The organism is Gemmatimonadales bacterium, from assembly GCA_041390145.1.
GTDB lineage: Bacteria > Gemmatimonadota > Gemmatimonadetes > Gemmatimonadales > GWC2-71-9 > SPDF01.
Window position 1 is genome coordinate 100,996 of sequence record JAWKQM010000009.1, and the last position, 15,599, is coordinate 116,594.

Annotated in this window: 11 protein-coding genes and 1 tRNA gene; 9 read left to right on the forward strand and 3 right to left on the reverse strand. The window is 67.6% G+C overall.

Annotation, left to right across the window (positions count from 1 at the left end):
- The first annotated feature begins 11 nt into the window (after positions 1-11).
- Together R2910_09405 and R2910_09410 are read left to right on the forward strand one after the other, a co-directional pair.
- The gene (locus R2910_09405; protein MEZ4413187.1) at positions 12-2,708 is read left to right on the forward strand and encodes a protein kinase; all 2,697 of its coding nucleotides are present in this window, start codon (positions 12-14) and stop codon (positions 2,706-2,708) included.
- A 2-nt stretch (positions 2,709-2,710) separates the two neighbouring features.
- Entirely contained in the window at positions 2,711-2,848 is a 138-nt protein-coding gene (locus R2910_09410; protein MEZ4413188.1) for a hypothetical protein, read from the forward strand.
- 26 nt (positions 2,849-2,874) lie between these two features.
- Here the strand turns inward: R2910_09410 and R2910_09415 are convergent, their stop codons facing one another.
- Complete coding sequence (locus R2910_09415; GenBank protein ID MEZ4413189.1) at positions 2,875-3,951, reverse strand: DUF2911 domain-containing protein; 1,077 nt, start codon at positions 3,949-3,951, stop codon at positions 2,875-2,877.
- A 196-nt stretch (positions 3,952-4,147) separates the two neighbouring features.
- Between R2910_09415 and R2910_09420 the strand changes: the two genes are divergently transcribed.
- Positions 4,148-6,058, forward strand: a complete 1,911-nt coding sequence (locus R2910_09420) for an Ig-like domain-containing protein (GenBank protein MEZ4413190.1) — start codon at positions 4,148-4,150, stop codon at positions 6,056-6,058.
- A 44-nt stretch (positions 6,059-6,102) separates the two neighbouring features.
- Here the strand turns inward: R2910_09420 and R2910_09425 are convergent, their stop codons facing one another.
- Positions 6,103-9,057 (reverse strand): protein kinase, encoded by a 2,955-nt coding sequence (locus R2910_09425; protein ID MEZ4413191.1) that lies wholly within the window; start codon positions 9,055-9,057, stop codon positions 6,103-6,105.
- A gap of 168 nt (positions 9,058-9,225) precedes the next feature.
- Between R2910_09425 and R2910_09430 the strand changes: the two genes are divergently transcribed.
- Together R2910_09430 and R2910_09435 are read left to right on the forward strand one after the other, a co-directional pair.
- Complete coding sequence (locus R2910_09430; GenBank protein MEZ4413192.1) at positions 9,226-10,524, forward strand: serine hydrolase domain-containing protein; 1,299 nt, start codon at positions 9,226-9,228, stop codon at positions 10,522-10,524.
- Positions 10,525-10,527: 3 nt separating this feature from the next.
- Entirely contained in the window at positions 10,528-11,109 is a 582-nt protein-coding gene (locus R2910_09435) for a hypothetical protein (GenBank protein ID MEZ4413193.1), read from the forward strand.
- Positions 11,110-11,295: 186 nt separating this feature from the next.
- Here the strand turns inward: R2910_09435 and R2910_09440 are convergent.
- A tRNA-Phe gene (locus R2910_09440) sits at positions 11,296-11,368 on the reverse strand.
- Positions 11,369-11,456: 88 nt separating this feature from the next.
- Here R2910_09440 and R2910_09445 point away from each other — a divergent pair.
- The 4 genes from R2910_09445 (at position 11,457) to R2910_09460 (ending at position 15,598) form a co-directional block, all read left to right on the forward strand.
- On the forward strand, positions 11,457-12,842 hold the full coding sequence (locus R2910_09445; protein MEZ4413194.1) for an aminotransferase class V-fold PLP-dependent enzyme: 1,386 nt from the start codon (positions 11,457-11,459) through the stop codon (positions 12,840-12,842).
- Positions 12,843-12,995: 153 nt separating this feature from the next.
- Positions 12,996-13,631: a uracil phosphoribosyltransferase gene (gene upp / locus R2910_09450; GenBank protein ID MEZ4413195.1), complete on the forward strand. Its 636-nt coding sequence runs from the start codon at positions 12,996-12,998 to the stop codon at positions 13,629-13,631.
- Positions 13,628-15,013: an MBL fold metallo-hydrolase gene (locus tag R2910_09455; GenBank protein MEZ4413196.1), complete on the forward strand. Its 1,386-nt coding sequence runs from the start codon at positions 13,628-13,630 to the stop codon at positions 15,011-15,013. The genes upp and R2910_09455 overlap by 4 nt, the downstream gene beginning before the upstream one ends.
- Positions 15,014-15,598, forward strand: a complete 585-nt coding sequence (locus R2910_09460) for a YdcF family protein (GenBank protein ID MEZ4413197.1) — start codon at positions 15,014-15,016, stop codon at positions 15,596-15,598.
- Position 15,599: the final 1 nt, after the last annotated feature.

The following is a 15,599-nucleotide window of genomic DNA, read 5'->3' on the forward strand; positions in this document are numbered from 1 at the left end:
GCCGTATCGTTGTGGATTCTTGCCACGGGAGTCACCGCCTGACCGACGCCACCCGTCTCACCGCCGCCCTGGCCGACCGCTACCGCCTCCTCGACGAACTCGGCGAGGGGGGGATGGCCACCGTCTACCTCGCCGAGGACCTCCGCCACGATCGCAAGGTGGCGGTCAAGGTGCTGCGGCCCGAGTTGGCCGCGGTCATCGGCGCCGAGCGGTTCCTGAGCGAAATCAAGACCACCGCCAACCTCCAGCATCCGCATATCCTCCCGCTCTTCGACAGCGGTGAGGCCGACGGATTCCTGTTCTATGTCATGCCATACGTGGAGGGCGAGACGGTCCGCGACCGGCTCACCCGCGAGAAGCAGCTTCCGGTGGCGGATGCCGTCCGCATCGCGACCGAGGTAGCGGCGGCGCTCGACTACGCCCACCGGCACGGGGTGATCCACCGCGACATCAAGCCTGAGAACATCCTGCTGCACGACGGCTCGGCGCTGGTGGCCGACTTCGGCATCGCGCTCGCCGCAAGCAAGGCGGGCAGCACCCGGATGACCGAGACCGGGATGAGCCTCGGCACGCCGCACTACATGAGCCCCGAACAGGCCATGGGCGAGCGCGAGATCACCGCCCGCTCCGATGTCTATGCCCTTGGCTGCGTGCTCTATGAAATGCTCACCGGCGAGCCGCCATTCATGGGGCCCACCGCCCAGGCGATCATCGCGCGGGTGGTGACCGAGACTCCGCGCTCGATCACCAGTCAGCGCCACACTATCCCGCCCCAGGTCGAGGCGGCGGTGTTCACTGCTCTCGAAAAGCTCCCTGCCGACCGCTTCGCCACGGCAGCGGAATTTGCCGCCGCGCTGGCCGACACCAAGTACCAGTCGACCGCCATGCTCGCGGCGTCAGCGTCGGCCGGACCAGGCAGTCGGACCTGGCAGCGGAGATTCACGGTGGCCGCCGTCGCGGCGGTCGCCGCCACCATTCTCGCCGCGTGGGGGTGGGTGCGGGCGCGGGCGGCGGCCGACGTGCCCGCCACGCACCAGTACATCGCGCTCGGCGACAGCCTCAAGCCGAATGCCGCTCAACCGGCGCTTGCCCTGTCGCCGGACGGAGCCACGCTGGTCTTCCGGGACGAGGCGCAGAACGGCATGCTCTGGGTCAAGCGGGCGGGCACGCTCAAGCCCATCGCCCTGTCCGGCACCGAGCGCGCCGCCAACCCGGTCTTCTCGCCGGATGGACAGTGGATCGCCTTCGTGGCTGACGGGCAACTCCAGAAGGCGCGTATCTCGGGAGGCGCCGTGGTCAAGGTGGCCGACTCGGTGGCCGGCGGCTTCGGCGGCGTTGCCTGGCTCGACGACGGGACGATGATCTACGTGTCCACGGACCTGAATCAACTCATGCGAATCAGCGACGCGGGGGGTGAGGCGACGAGCGTGTTCAACACCAACGGGCTGCAGGGGGTCGGCGTGGGCTACCCGGTGGCGCTTCCGGGTGCACGCGGAGTGCTTTTCCAGGCCTGCAGTTCGGGGTGTGTCACGATGAGCCTCCGCGTGCTGGACCTGCGTTCCGGCGAGCAGAAACTGCTCCTGGGCGAGGTCGCGCAGGGGTGGTACCTGCCCACCGGCCAGCTGCTGTATGTCCAGCGCGACGGGACCGCGCTTGTCGCCCCCTTCGACCTCGACCGCCTCGAACTCACCGGGGTGGGTGTGCCGGCGCTCGGGAATGTCTATGTGGGTTTTGGATTCGCCCAGCTCACCTGGACTCCATCGGGCACCGTGATGTACCTCGAGGGGGTGGTCCAGGGGAACGAAAACGTCGTTGTCCGGGTCTCCCTCGATGGGGCCGCGACGCGGATTGACTCAACGTGGGTGGGACGGTTCACGTCGCTGGCCATCGCGCCCGACGGGCACCGGCTGGCCGTGGGGGCCGGGGCGGGCATTGGCGGACTCAACATCTGGATCAAGCAGCTCGACCGGGGTCCGTTCAGCCGGCTCTCCTTCGGGGGCGGGGACCGGCGGCCCACCTGGTCGCCTGACGGCCGGATGGTGGCGTTCATCCGCGACACGGCCGGGAAGAGCGTCGTCGCGGCGCGCTTCGCCGACGGCAGCCGGCCCGACACCGTCCTCGCGGAAACACCGTTCATTCTCCAGGAAGTGGACTGGTCGCGCGACGGGCGCTGGCTCGTGGCCCGCACGGACAACGCAAACGAGGGGGCCGGCAACATCGTCGGCATTCGCCTGGACGGCGACACGACACTGGTGCCGCTGGTGACGAGTCCCTACACCGAGCTCCACCCGGCCGTCTCCCCCGATGTGCGCTGGCTGGCCTACACCTCCAATGAGTCGGGACGCAACGAGGTCTACGTGCGCCCCTTCCCCAACACCAACGACGGGCGGTGGCAGGTGTCCACCGCGGGGGGACAGACGCCCCGCTGGGCCCCCGACGGTCGCACGCTCTACTTCGTTGATCCCGCCGGCCAGGTCATCGCGGCCCATGTCCGGGCCGGACCTGGTTTCGCCGTCGACGATCTCCGTCCGCTGTTCAATGCCTCGGGGTTCATCCTTGACGGCTTCCACCAGGCCTACGATGTCACGCCCGATGGTCGTGATTTCCTCTTCATTTCGCCGCGCGAGGTCTCCACCTCCTCCCGGACGCCGGCGGTCGTGCGCGTTGACCATTGGTTCCGGGAGCTCAAGACTCGGTCAAGCCAATAGCAATGGCAGGGGCGCCGCAGCTTCCGGACATCGGGGACGGGTACCGCGTCGAGCGTGAAATCGGCCAGGGCGGCCTGCGCCGGCCCGAGGTCCAGGCACTGCTCCGGGAAATCGACTGGATGCTGCCGAACGCGCGGTGACTTGGACTGCAGTCTTCCCGCCTTCCCTACTTCAACCCCGCCAATATCCCGTTGATCCGCGTCCGCTGCACCGGATCCTTCGTCAGCGACAGCGCCTTCTCGTAGTTCGCCACCGCCTTCTTCTTGTCTCCCAGCGTGGCGTACATCTCCCCCAGGCTGTCCCAGGTGTTCCAGCTGCCGGGATGCTCCTTCGTGTTGCGAATGAAGATGGCGAGCGCCTCCTGGTTTTTCTTCAACCCCACCAGCTGGTAGCCGTAGGCGTTCATCTCCGCTTCCGTCGCGATGCCGAGGTGTGCCTGTCGCAGGGAGTCGGCCTCCGCCGTCTTCCCCTGGCGGTCGAGCGCCCATCCCTTGACGTTGTAGGCCGCAAAGGTCGGCGCCAGGGCGATGGCGGTGTCCGCCCACGCCTCGGCGAGCTGCACGTCCTGCGTATTGGCCAGGACCCAGGTGGCGGCCTGCACCCACGCCTGCCCGTAAAACCGGGGATAGTGCCGGAGCTGCACCCGGAGGCTGTCGATCACGACGGCCTTCGTGTTCACCGTGATCGGGAAACTGATGTCGACCGTGTCCCAGCGCATCGACAGCGTCACGCCATCGGGGGAGGGGTCCCCAAAGTCATAGCGCAGCCGCTCCGTCAGGGCGACAGCCTTCGGCGCCACGTCGAATCGCGCCGCGTCTTCCGCCCGGTTATAGCTGAACGCCCCCCAGGCATTGGGCTGATTGCTCAGGATGACAGTCCAGTTCCCCGTGCGCCGCGGAATCATGAACAGCGCGTAGCGACCCGCCGGGAGCGTCTTCCCGCCGATGGTGAACGCCGAGGAGGCGGCGAAGACCGTGTTGTCGTTGGCACCGGCCCGCCAGACCGAGTCGTAGGGCTCGAGGCCGCCCCAGACCACCCGGCCGTTCACACCGGGCCGGTGGTAGTCGACCGAGAATGTGGTGAGGCCGACCGTCTGGCTCACGGTGGCGGCAGGGCTGACCTGTGGAAGCGTCAGGGTGTAATTCTGGGCGACGAGAGGGGAGGGCGAGGCGGCCACCAGCGAAAGTAACGCGAGCGACCGCGCCAAACGCGACCGCAGGAGCGAGACAGCGGAACCAAGCATCGACGACTCCAGAGAATAGAGGATCATCTCACTACGAAAGTGCCCACCGAAGAGTTCCTACATGGTCTTGGCCCCGGAATCGCCATGATCAAAGACTGTCGCAACTGTCGACAGTACAGATAGCTGACGATTTCACCTGCAGGGCCCCGTCCTTGCGGCGCTTCTGACGCCTATTCCGTACGTCAAGGAGTGTCGTGTGGCCCGAGTCCGCAAAGTGGAGTGGGACACCAGGATCAAACTGCTCGCCACCATTCTCTCCGGTGGCGCGGCCCTCGTCTCCATCCTCTCGTTCGTGGCGGGGCGCCGGACGGCGCATGCCAGCGATGCAGCGGCTGGACTCGGGGTGGTGGAAGTCACCCGTATCGCGCTTTCTCCCCTGGCCGACACCGCCTACTCCCTCGGCGACACCCTGCATTTCGCCACCGTGGCGGCCGATGCCCACGGACAAGTCTTGCATGCAGCGTCTGTCCACTGGACCGTCGACAATCCCACCATCGCCCATGTCGACAGTGCCGGACAGGTCGTGGCGCTGGCCCCTGGCGTGACCACGGTGATGGTGGCCATCGGGGGGCGGACCGGGCGTGCGCGCGTCGTGGTGCAACCTCGCATGACCGAGCTGGCGATCATCGGCGACAGTGTCATTCCGATTGCCGAGGGCACCACCCTCGAATTGCGCGCGATGGGAGCCGATGCCCGGGGCAACTGGCTCGACCCCGTCGATGCGGTCTGGAGCGGGGGTGACGCCGAAGTGGCGCTTATCGACACCGCAGGTACCCTGCAGGGTGTTTCCCCAGGCATCACGAAGATTTCCGTCGTCGCCGCCGGGCTCTCATCCGAGCGAAAAGTTCTCGTCACACCCGTCCCTTCGTCCCTCACCCTGACGGCGGGCGCCGACCAGCGGGCCGCCGTCAACCAGAAGCTGCCGACAGCGGTGGCGGTCCAGGTGGTATCGCGGAGTGGACGCCCGGTCCCCGGTGTTCAAGTGACGTTTGACCCGTCGGCCTCGGCCGGGCAGGTCGAACCGCAGTACGTCACCACCGACACCCTCGGCATGGCCGGCACGCGCTGGACGCTGGGGCCGACGGCAGGACGGCAGCGGCTGGCCGTCGAGGTCGGCGGCATCGACAGCGCCATGATCGTGACCGCCGAAGCCGATCCGACCGCGGAGAACACGATCATTGTGGCACGGCCGGACAGCCTCACGGCGGAGGCCGGCACCGCCATCGCGGGCGCCATCGTGATCGAGGTGACCGACACCTTGGGCATGGTACTCGCCGACGTGCCGGTCACCTGGACCGCACTCGATGGCGGCGCGTTCACCCAGGCGAGCACGCGCACCGACAGCATGGGCATGGCGGCAGCGCACTGGCGGGTGGGGCCGAAGGCGGGGCTGCAGCGGGCCCGGGCGCAGGTCGGGAACCCGCGGAGCATCCCACCCGTTGTGCTTTCCGCACGCGTCACTCCGGGCCACGCGACGACCCTTCGGCTGGTGAGCGGCGACAAGCAGCGCGGCGTGGTCAGCCTGACGCTCTCCAAGGCCATCGTGGTGCGGGCGCTGGACAGCCTGGGCAACGGTGTCGGGGGCGTGCCGATCCGGTTTGCATCGCACAGTGGCGAGGTGGATTCCATCATCCACACCGACAGCACCGGCCGTGCGGGTGCGCGCTGGACGCTGGGGAAGATGGCGGGAGGGGTACGGGCCGTGGCGCGGATGGAGGGGACCAAGGACAGCGTGGTGACCACTGCCACGGCCAGACCCGGCAGGGCCAGGACGATCGTATTCATGGCGGCGCCGGCCGGCGGGACTGCGGGGAGACCGTTGTCGAAGTCGGTGCGGATGGTGGTGCGGGATCAGTTCGGCAACCCGGTGCCGAATACGACGGTGCGCTTCAGCGTGTCGGGAGGGAGCGCCAGCCCGCGATCGGGGGTCAGTGACGCGTCTGGCGCGGTCTGGACGAAGTGGACGCTGGGAACGAAGGCGGGCAACCAGGTGCTAACCGCGTCAATCACGTCGCCGGCGGTCAAGGCGACTCACACCGTCAAGGCGGCGCCGCCCCCCGCGCCGAAGCGTCCTGCGTCAACCAAAGGACGTAGCACAAAGAAATAGCGGTGCAGTTGACCTGCCCCGCTGCCCCGCTGCCCCCCTGACCCCTATTGCCCCTTCACCATCTTCTCGAACCGCGGGTTCCCTCGCAGCGAATTGAACGTCGGGTCAATGCGCAGCCAGCCCGGCGTAACGTAATACTGCCTGGGCAGCAGTTGCTCGATAACGTCGAGCGCCTGGTCCTTCTCCCCAACCGCCAAGTAGGTCCGGATCAGCAGGAGCATGTTGTAGCTCTGGTTTCCCTGGCCGGTCTTCTCCAGCCCCACCGCCCGTTCACCCAGAGTAACCGCCTCGCTCTTGTTCTTTCCGGAGTGGGCAAGCATCAGGGCGTAGAGCGCCATGCTCTGCGCGTCGTTGGGAGAGGCATCCAGCAGGGCCTTCGTCCGGGGGAGTGCGGAATCCGCGTAGGTGCGCGCCATCGCCATATCGCCTTGTTCGGCATAGGCGATCGACATGGTCTGCCCCCACCACGCCCGGTCATTGTCGAAGGCTGCTGGCGTCAACCGGAAGAGCAGGTTCCGTTCGGCGTCCGCCAGAGCCCAGGAGAGTTCGTAGTACCCTCCGAAGATGGCTGCGACGGCGGGCGCAGGATTGCCGCGATCGATGGTCGCTCGAATGACCTCTCGCGCCCCCTTCAGGTCTCCCTGCGCCAGAAACACGATCGCCTGCCATTCGGCCAGGTTGAGATCGGTCGGGGTGAGTGCGATGGCAGCCTGACCCGCTTCGGCAGCATCGTCGAAGCGGCGCTGATACAGGTATACCTGCTGCAAGTTGCTCAGGGTCGACGCCGAGCGGGGGTCGAGTTCCTTGGCCCGCTCCAGCTTGGCCACCGCAGCATCGATATTTCCCTCATTGATCTCGCCCCGCGCGGCGCTGACCAGGACTTCTGCGTCGTTCGGCGCCAGCTGCAGCGCCCGCCCCATGGCCTCGGCGGCCTTCTCCGTGTTCACGTCCACGAGCAAATAGTAGGCGGCGGCCGCGGTATACCCGGCGGGGAGCTGGGGACCCAGCGCGATCGCCCGCTCCATCGCCACCTTGGCCCGCGCGCCAGCCACCGGATCCCGGCTGCCGTTGAAGAACACCCGCCCACTCGCCCGCGCCAGCTCAGCCCAGGCGTCGACAAAGGTCGAGTCCAGGGCCACCGCCTGCTCGAAGTAGCTCGCGGCAAGGCGGCTCGCGACCGCGTCGGCGCTGGTAATTGCCTTGCCCTTGAGGTAGAGGTCGTACGCAGCGACGTTCTTGGTCGGACGCTCCGCGAGCTGCTGTTGCTCCTGCGACCCCAGCTGCGCACCCAGCGCCCCCGCCACGCGGGAGGCGATCTGCGCCTGGACCTCGAAGATGTCGGTCACGTCGGTATCGAAGCTCTGCTGCCAGGTGGTGGCACCAGTGTGGCCGTCGATCAATTCGGGCACGACCTGCACCCGGCGCGTCCCATTGGGGCCGCTGGCCCAGCGCACCTTCCCTACCAGTAGGTAGTTGGCGCCAAGTTCGGTCGCGATGGTCTGCGGGGATTGGGTCGAATTGCGGTACTGATTGGCGCTGCTCGAGGCGATGACGGTGATGCCGCTGACCCGGGCCAGTTTGCCGCGCACCTCGTCGGTGATTCCGTCGGCGAAGTAGGTGTCCTCAGCAGCACCCTGATTTTCGAAGGGAAGAATGGCCAGATGGTTGCCGGCCGCAGCGGCGGCGGTGCTTCCACCGGGGCCCGAGAGCGCGAGCGCGGTCGCCACGCTGGCCCAGAGGAGCAGCGACAGGACACCACCGACGGTCGCAAAGCGCCAGGTGAAGAGCCGACCCATCCCGGTGGTCTCGGTCCCCGCACGCCGCCTCGCTTCCATCTTGCCCGTGAGCACCAGCACCACGGCACCGATGGCCAACAGCGCCACGGCAAACCCGATGGTCCACCGCGGCAGGCTCCACTGCCGGATGATGGCGGACACCAGCGCCAGCATCCCCATGCACCCCAGGGCGAAGAACCCCCAGACCTGCATCGGTGCAGGCCCCGTCGATACCGCCACCTCATCGGTGCCGCTCCGCGTGCCTTCCTGTGCCCGGTCCAGCGCGCTCACCATTTCTCCGGCGTTGGCGTACCGATCGGAAGGGCTCTTGGCCAGCGCCTTCATCACTGCACTGTTGACCACCGACGGAAGCCCCGACCGCGAGGTGGTCAGCGAGCGCGGTTCCTCGGTCAGGCTCCGGGTGATGATGGCGCGCGCGTTTGGCCCGGTGAAGGGCGGCTCGCCCGCCATCATTTCGTACATCACCGCACCGAGGGCATAAATGTCGGCTCGGCCGTCCACCTCGCGCTCGCCGGTGGCCTGCTCCGGCGCCATGTACTGCGGGGTGCCGACGGCCAGCCCCGTCTTCGTAAGCGCCTCGCCCTCCTCGCCCAGCGCCCGCGCAATGCCAAAGTCCGCCACCAGGGCGTGCCCCGACTGCAGCAGGATGTTGCCCGGCTTGATGTCGCGGTGGATGATGCCGCGGGTATGCGCGTAGGCCAGCGCTTCGGCCACCTCGCGCCCCAGCCGCATCGTTTCACTCACCGAGAGCTGCCCCTGCTTGGCGATGTGCTCCTTCAGCGTCTCCCCTTCGACGTACGGCATCACATAGTAGAGGACGCCATCGGCCTCGCCGGAATCGTGCATCGGGAGGATGTGCGGGTGACTGAGCTGCGCGGCCACCTGCACCTCGCGCAGAAACCGGTCCGCTCCGAGGGTGGCCGCGAGTTCCGGCCGCATCACCTTCACGGCCACCTTGCGGTTGTGCTTCTGGTCGTGCGCCAGGTAGACGGTGGCCATCCCGCCCTCGCCCAGGACCCGCTCGATCTGGTAGCGGCCGGCCAGCGCCTTCTTCACCTGGGCCACCTCGACCATGCCGGTCGTCGCGGTCCGCGGCGGCACCCCTGGATCGGTGGGTGTGGCCACGCCGCAACGGAGGCAGAACTGCGCCTCTTCGGGAAGTGGTGTCTGGCAGGCGGGACAGGCGCGGGCAGCGGTGGTCATCGGTGCTCGGTTACGGGGTGCCGCAATATTCAGGTGGGGGAACCGTTGGAACTTCGCGCCAAACCGGAACGGACGCAAGATCCGGCAGGGAAACGGGTTCCGCTCTTCGCGGGTGGCGGCGCCCGGCGCTGGGCCGTACCTTCAGCACGTCAGTTACCCCGAGGCGCCATGTTCCCCGGACGCAGCTTTCTCATGCTCACGCTGGCCCTGTCCTTTGCACCGGATCTGGCCGCCCAGGGGCTCCCCGCGGGCCAGCCGACACAACTCGGTTTCTCCCCCGGGCGCCTCGCCCGGATCGACACACTCATCCAGTCGTATGTGGACGCCGGCCGGACACCCGGCGTCGTCGCAATCGTCGCCCGGCGCGGGCAGGTGGCCTGGAGCGGTACCTTCGGCATGGCTGACCGCGAGGCGGCACGGGCGATGACCCCGGACGCGCTCTTCCGCATCGCCTCCCAGAGCAAGGCGGTCACCAGCGTTGCCGCCATGATCCTGGTAGAGGAGGGTCGCCTCCGGTTGAATGAGCCTGTCTCCAGGTACATCCCGGGCTTTGCGAATGCCCGTGTGGCCGTGGCGACTGATACCGGGCGCGCCCTCATCCCCGCCCATCGTTCGATCACGATCCGCCAGCTCCTGACCCAGACTGCCGGCCTCTCCTACGGCACCGACCCGCTCATCCGCGACGATTACCGTGCCGCCGGCCTCGGCCCTGCCGCAGGCTACGGCTGGTACCTGGCCGACAAGGCGGAGTCGATCTGCACCACGATGGACCGACTCGGAATGCTCCCGTTGGCAGCGCAGCCCGGGGAGGAGTGGATCTACGGATACGCCACGGATGTGTTGGGGTGCGTCGTGGAGCGGGCGTCCCGCATGCCGCTCGACCAGTTCATCCAGGAGCGGATCTTCGTGCCGCTCAAGATGAACAGCACCTGGTTTTTCCCGCCCACATCCACCGGTGGACGCCTCACCGCGGTGTACGCGGTGACGGAGGGGGGAGCGTTGGTCCGCGCTCCTGACGGGCCGATGGGCCAGGGCGACTATCTCGAAGGGCCCAGACAGGATTTTGCCGGCGGCGCCGGCCTCGTCTCGACGGCAGGAGACTACGCACGCTTCCTGCAGATGCTGCTCAACGGGGGCGAGCTCGATGGCGCGCGCATTCTCTCCCCAGCCACTGTCTCGCTGATGACCGCCGACCAGGTAGATTCCCTCTATTCCAGTCGGGGCGTGGGGTTCGGACTTGGGTTTGAAATCCTCGAGGACCCCGGGCTCGCCGGGCAATACGGTTCAGCGGGACGCTTCGGCTGGGGTGGTGCGTATGCCACCAACTACTGGGTGGACCCGACCGACAGCCTCGTGGTCGTGTTGATGCAGCAACTGCTTCCCGCGCGGGGACTCGACCTGGCGGATAAGTTCCGCACGATGGTTTACACCGCCCTGACCTCACCAGCACGCACCAAAGGACACTGACCGATGCGCCTCTCCCTGCTCCTCTCTTCCCTTGCCCTCCTGTCTGTTGCTTCACCGGCCGTCGCCCAGAACCGGACCGCCGCCTGGCAGATCGCCGCCGCGGTCCTGCCCCTCCCCGACAGCATGCGGGCCGGCGCCGAGGTCCTCGGCTACACGACTCCCGGCGGGCCGCTGGTGCAGCTCCGCGCCGGCACCAACGAGATGATCTGCCTGACCGACAACCCCGAGATCGAGGGGTACGCCGCCAACTGCTACCACAAGTCACTGGCGGCGTTCATGCTGCGGGGCCGCGAGCTTCGCGCCGCCGGCATCACCAAGCGCTCGGCGGTGGACTCGGCGCGCCTGGCGGAGATCAACGCCGGCACCATCACCATGCCGGCCCGGGCCGCGGCACTCTATTCACTCTATGCCGACAGCCTCAACTTCGATCCGATGGCAGGCCGGCCGAAGGGGGCGCGCACCCTGATTTCGCTGTATGTGCCGTACGCCACCCAGGAATCGACTGGCATCTCGGTCATGCCGCTCACCGATCAGCCGTGGCTGATGTACCCCGGCAAGCCGTGGGCGCACTTGATGATTCAGTAGGCGGGGCAGCGGGGCAGCGGGGCCGACGGGCAGGGAGGCTGGCGGAACATGGACCCCGGCTTTCGCCGGGGTGACGGCCGCAGAGTCGCTTAAGCGACACCAGCCGAGCCGCGGCTTCAGCCGCGGGACATGGCTAGGGAGGGAATTGATCCGAAGGACAATGGTGCGTCCGGGCGGAGCCCTAAGTGGCTAGGGAGGGAATTGAACCCCCGACACGCGGATTTTCAGTCCGCTGCTCTACCAACTGAGCTACCTAGCCTCAAGCGGCGGGAATATAAGGACTTGGGGTACCAATGCCAAGCGGACTCCCCCTCCCATCGCCCCAGCGTCCCCACCTATAATCCCCCATGCCTCTCTGGACCGATATCGCCACCGAAATCGCCGACTTCCGTCGCCGGATCCGGGATCTTCCCGTCATCCCCGACGCCACCCCCGGCTCGCTCCGCGCCGAGCTCGAGCCGCGCTACCGTTTCGACCGGTCGATCGACCTGGAGACCCTGACCGCCGACGTCATGCGGCTCCTCCGGACCCAGCAACTTCACGTCACCCACCCGCGGTACTTCGGCCTCTTCAATCCGCAGGTGCGCGAGGCCGGCATCGTGGCCGACACCCTTGCCGCGCTCTACAACGCGCAGCTCGCCGTCTGGAGCCACAGCCCCGCCGCTAACGAGATGGAGCGGCTGGCACTCCGTGCCCTGGCCGTGCGCATCGGATACGATCCCGACGGCATGCTGGCCCAGTTCACGTCGGGCGGCGCCGAGGCCAACCTCTGTTCCGCCCTCTGCGCGCTGGCCTTCCAGTTTCCGAACTGGGCTGACGGAGGCGTCGCGGCCCTCGGCACCCGCCCCGCCATCTACGTTTCGGGCGAGAGTCACCATTCCTTCGTCAAGATCGCCAAGATGACCGGCCTCGGCACCGCGAGCGTGCGTGAGGCGCCGGTCCGCGCCGACCTCAAGCTCGATCCCGTTGCACTCGAGCAGCTGATCGAGGCCGACCGAATCGCCGGGTGGAGTCCGCTCCTCATTGTGGGCACGGCAGGCACCACCGCCGCCGGCATCATCGATCCGTTGCCGGAGCTCGCCGACGTGGCAAGGCGCACCGGCGCCTGGTTCCACGTCGACGCCGCCTGGGGCGGTGGCGCGCTGATGTCGGACACCCTGCGGCCCCACCTCGAGGGCATCGCAACGGCCGACTCCGTCACTTGGGACGCGCACAAGTGGCTTAGCGTGCCGATGGGAGGCGGGATGTTCTTCTGCCGCCACCCCGACGCGGTGAAGCAGGCGTTTGCCGCCGTCCACACCTATATGCCCGTGCCGACGGGAGACACGGTGGACGGCTTCCAGACCACCCCCCAGTGGAGCCGACGCGCCACCGGACTCAAGGTGTTCATGTCACTCGCCGAGCTCGGGATCGAGGGCTACGGAACGCTGGTGGACCACCAGGCGGCGATGGGACAACTCTTGCGCGACAAGCTGACAGCCGCCGACTGGACCCTCGTGGCCGACACCCCGCTGCCAGTGGTCTGCTTTACCCACCCCGATATCGAGGCGGGGCGCCTCTCGATCGACGACGTCGTCCAACGCGTCTACGCCAGTCGACAGGCCTGGATCAGTCCGGTCATCCTCGGCGGTCACACCCGTGCGCTCCGCGCGTGCATCACCAGTTACGAGACGGAGCCGAAGGATCTGGATGTGTTGATTGAGGAACTCGAACAATCGCGCGTCGACAGATAGGCTGATCGCCTCGTTCCTCTTACCTCACCCCAACCCCCTCTCCACCATGTGGAGAAGGGGGGCAGCATGGAGAGGGGGACATGGGGTGAGGTGAAATGCGACGATCACAGCCCGGTCCTTTCCCCCTCCCCCGCCCGACCGTACATTCCCCGGATGCCTCCCTCCCACCTGACTGTCGTCTCCCACCCGCTGGTGCAGCACAAAATGGCGCTGCTCCGGAACGTCGAGACGCCCACCCGGGAGTTCCGCCAACTGGTCGGCGAAATCGCCACCCTTCTGGCCTACGAAGCGACCCGCACGCTCGAGACCGAACCGATCCCCGTGCGTACACCGCTCGAGACCATGGAAGGGCGCCGCCTCCCCGGTGACCGGATTGTGCTCGTCCCGATCCTCCGCGCCGGCCTCGGCATGGTGGACGCCGTGGCCGCCCTCTTCCCCAACGCCGGCGTCGGCCACATCGGCCTCTACCGCAACGAGGAGACGCTCGAGCCGGTCAGCTACTACTTCAAGATTCCGCCGCTCGGCGCCGACAAGGTGTACCTGGTGCTCGATCCGATGCTCGCCACCGGCGGCAGCGCCTCCGCGGCCATCGCCAAGCTGAAGGAGTCGGGCGCGAAATATGTCCGGCTCATCTCCCTTGTGGCCGCCCCGGCCGGAGTGGAACGAATGATGGAGGATCACCCCGACGTACCGGTCTTCGTCGCCGCGCTCGACCGCGAGCTGAACGAGCATGGCTACATCCTGCCCGGCCTCGGCGACGCCGGTGATCGGCTGTTCGGCACCCAATGAGAATCACCTTTCACGGCGCCGCCGGCGGCCAGGTCACCGGCTCGATGCACCTCCTCGAGGCGGCCGGCGCGCGGGTGCTCCTCGACGCTGGACTCTTCCAGGGCCGGCGCGCCGAAACCCGGGAGCTCAACGCCAGGCTGCCATTCGACGCACGCCTCATCGATGCCGTGGTGGTGAGCCACGCCCACATTGATCACACGGGCCGCCTCCCCCTGCTGGTCAAGGAGGGGTACCACAACCCGATCATCGCCACGCCGGCCACGCGCGACCTCTCCGCCGTCATGCTGCCGGACTCGGCGCATATCCAGGAGAGCGACTTCGATTTCCTCAAGCGGCACAACCGTGTCGGTCCCGAGGCCGAGCCGCTCTACAACATGGCCGATGCGATCGCCGTGCAGGACCTCATCGAGGCCGTCCCCTACAACCGGCCGCACCACATCCGGAAGCACCTCGTCACCACGTTCATGGACGCCGGCCACATCCTCGGCTCGGCGTCGGTGGACATCCGGATCACCGAAGGCCCCGGGCATCGGCTGGTCTTTTCGGGTGACATCGGCCGGAACGATCTCCCCATCATCCGCGACCCGGTGCCCCCGTCCGGCGCCATCGACACGCTCATCATCGAGAGCACCTACGGCAACCGGGATCACGAGTCGATTGCCGGTTCCGAGGAACGGCTGGGGGAAATCGTGCGGCGTGCCGCCGGCCGCGGCGGCAAGGTGCTGATTCCATCCTTTGCCGTGGGCCGCACGCAGGAACTGGTGTACGCGCTGCATTCGCTCTGGCTGACCGGCAAGATTCCCGGCATCCCGATCTACATCGACAGCCCGCTGGCGGTAAACGCCACCGAGGTCTTCCGCCTGCATCCGGAAATCTTCGACCAGCGCGAACAGCTCATCGGGCGTTCCAAGGCCCTCTTCGACTTTCAGCTGGTGACGTACGTCCGCGACGTGGGCGAGTCGAAGGCGCTCAACACCCTGAACGGCCCCGCCGTCATCATCGCCGCGAGCGGCATGGCCGAGGCCGGCCGAATTCTCCATCACCTCAAGAACGGCATCGGCAGCCACAAGAACATCGTGCTCTTCGTCGGGTTCCAGGGGGAGCACACCCTTGGCCGGCGGATCCAGGAGGGGGCGCGCGAGGTGAAGATCTTCGGCGACATGTACCCGGTGGCGGCCGAGATAGAGACGATCGGCGGGTACTCGGCGCATGCCGACCGGAACGAACTCCGGCAGTGGGTGCGGAAGATCGGCGGCCCGGTCAAGCGGGCCTTCGTGGTGCATGGCGAGACGCCCGCACGCGAGGCGATGGGCAAGATTCTCAAGGAAGAGGGAGTTGGCGAAGTGGTGCTTCCGGCGCTTGGCCAGGGGTTCGACCTCTAGGTGAGGTGGCTCAAGACCGTCCTCGGCTTTGGTGTCCTGTTCGTGGTGGTGGGCTACCTGGTGGCCTTCTTCTCCGTGCTCGCCGTCAGTCGGCAGGATCAGGCCCGCACGGTCTCTGCCATCATCGTGCTCGGCGCGGCGCAGTACAACGGAAAGCCGAGCCCGGTGCTGAAGGCCCGGCTCGACCACGCGGCGCAGCTCTATGCCGACAGCGTGGCCCCGATCATCGTGCTGACCGGCGGCGTGGCCACCGGCGACAAAACCAGCGAAGCCGAGGCCGCCGCCGCGTACCTGGCCAAGGTGGTGCCGGCTCCGGCGCTGGTCGTGCTGCCGTCAGGACGGACCACCGACGAATCGATGGTGGCAGTGGCCGAATGGTGTCGGGGGTATAGCATCACCGAGGTGGTGGTGGTGAGTGATCCGTTCCACATGCTGCGGGTGCGACTCGAGGCGCGCCGCCAGGGCCTCACCGCCTATACCAGCCCCACGCGGACCAGCCCCATCTCGGCCCGCCTCGGTCGGGAGCTCCCCTACCTGGTCGCGGAAGCGGCCAAGGTCCTCGTCGCGGGGAGTCGCGGCTGGTAGC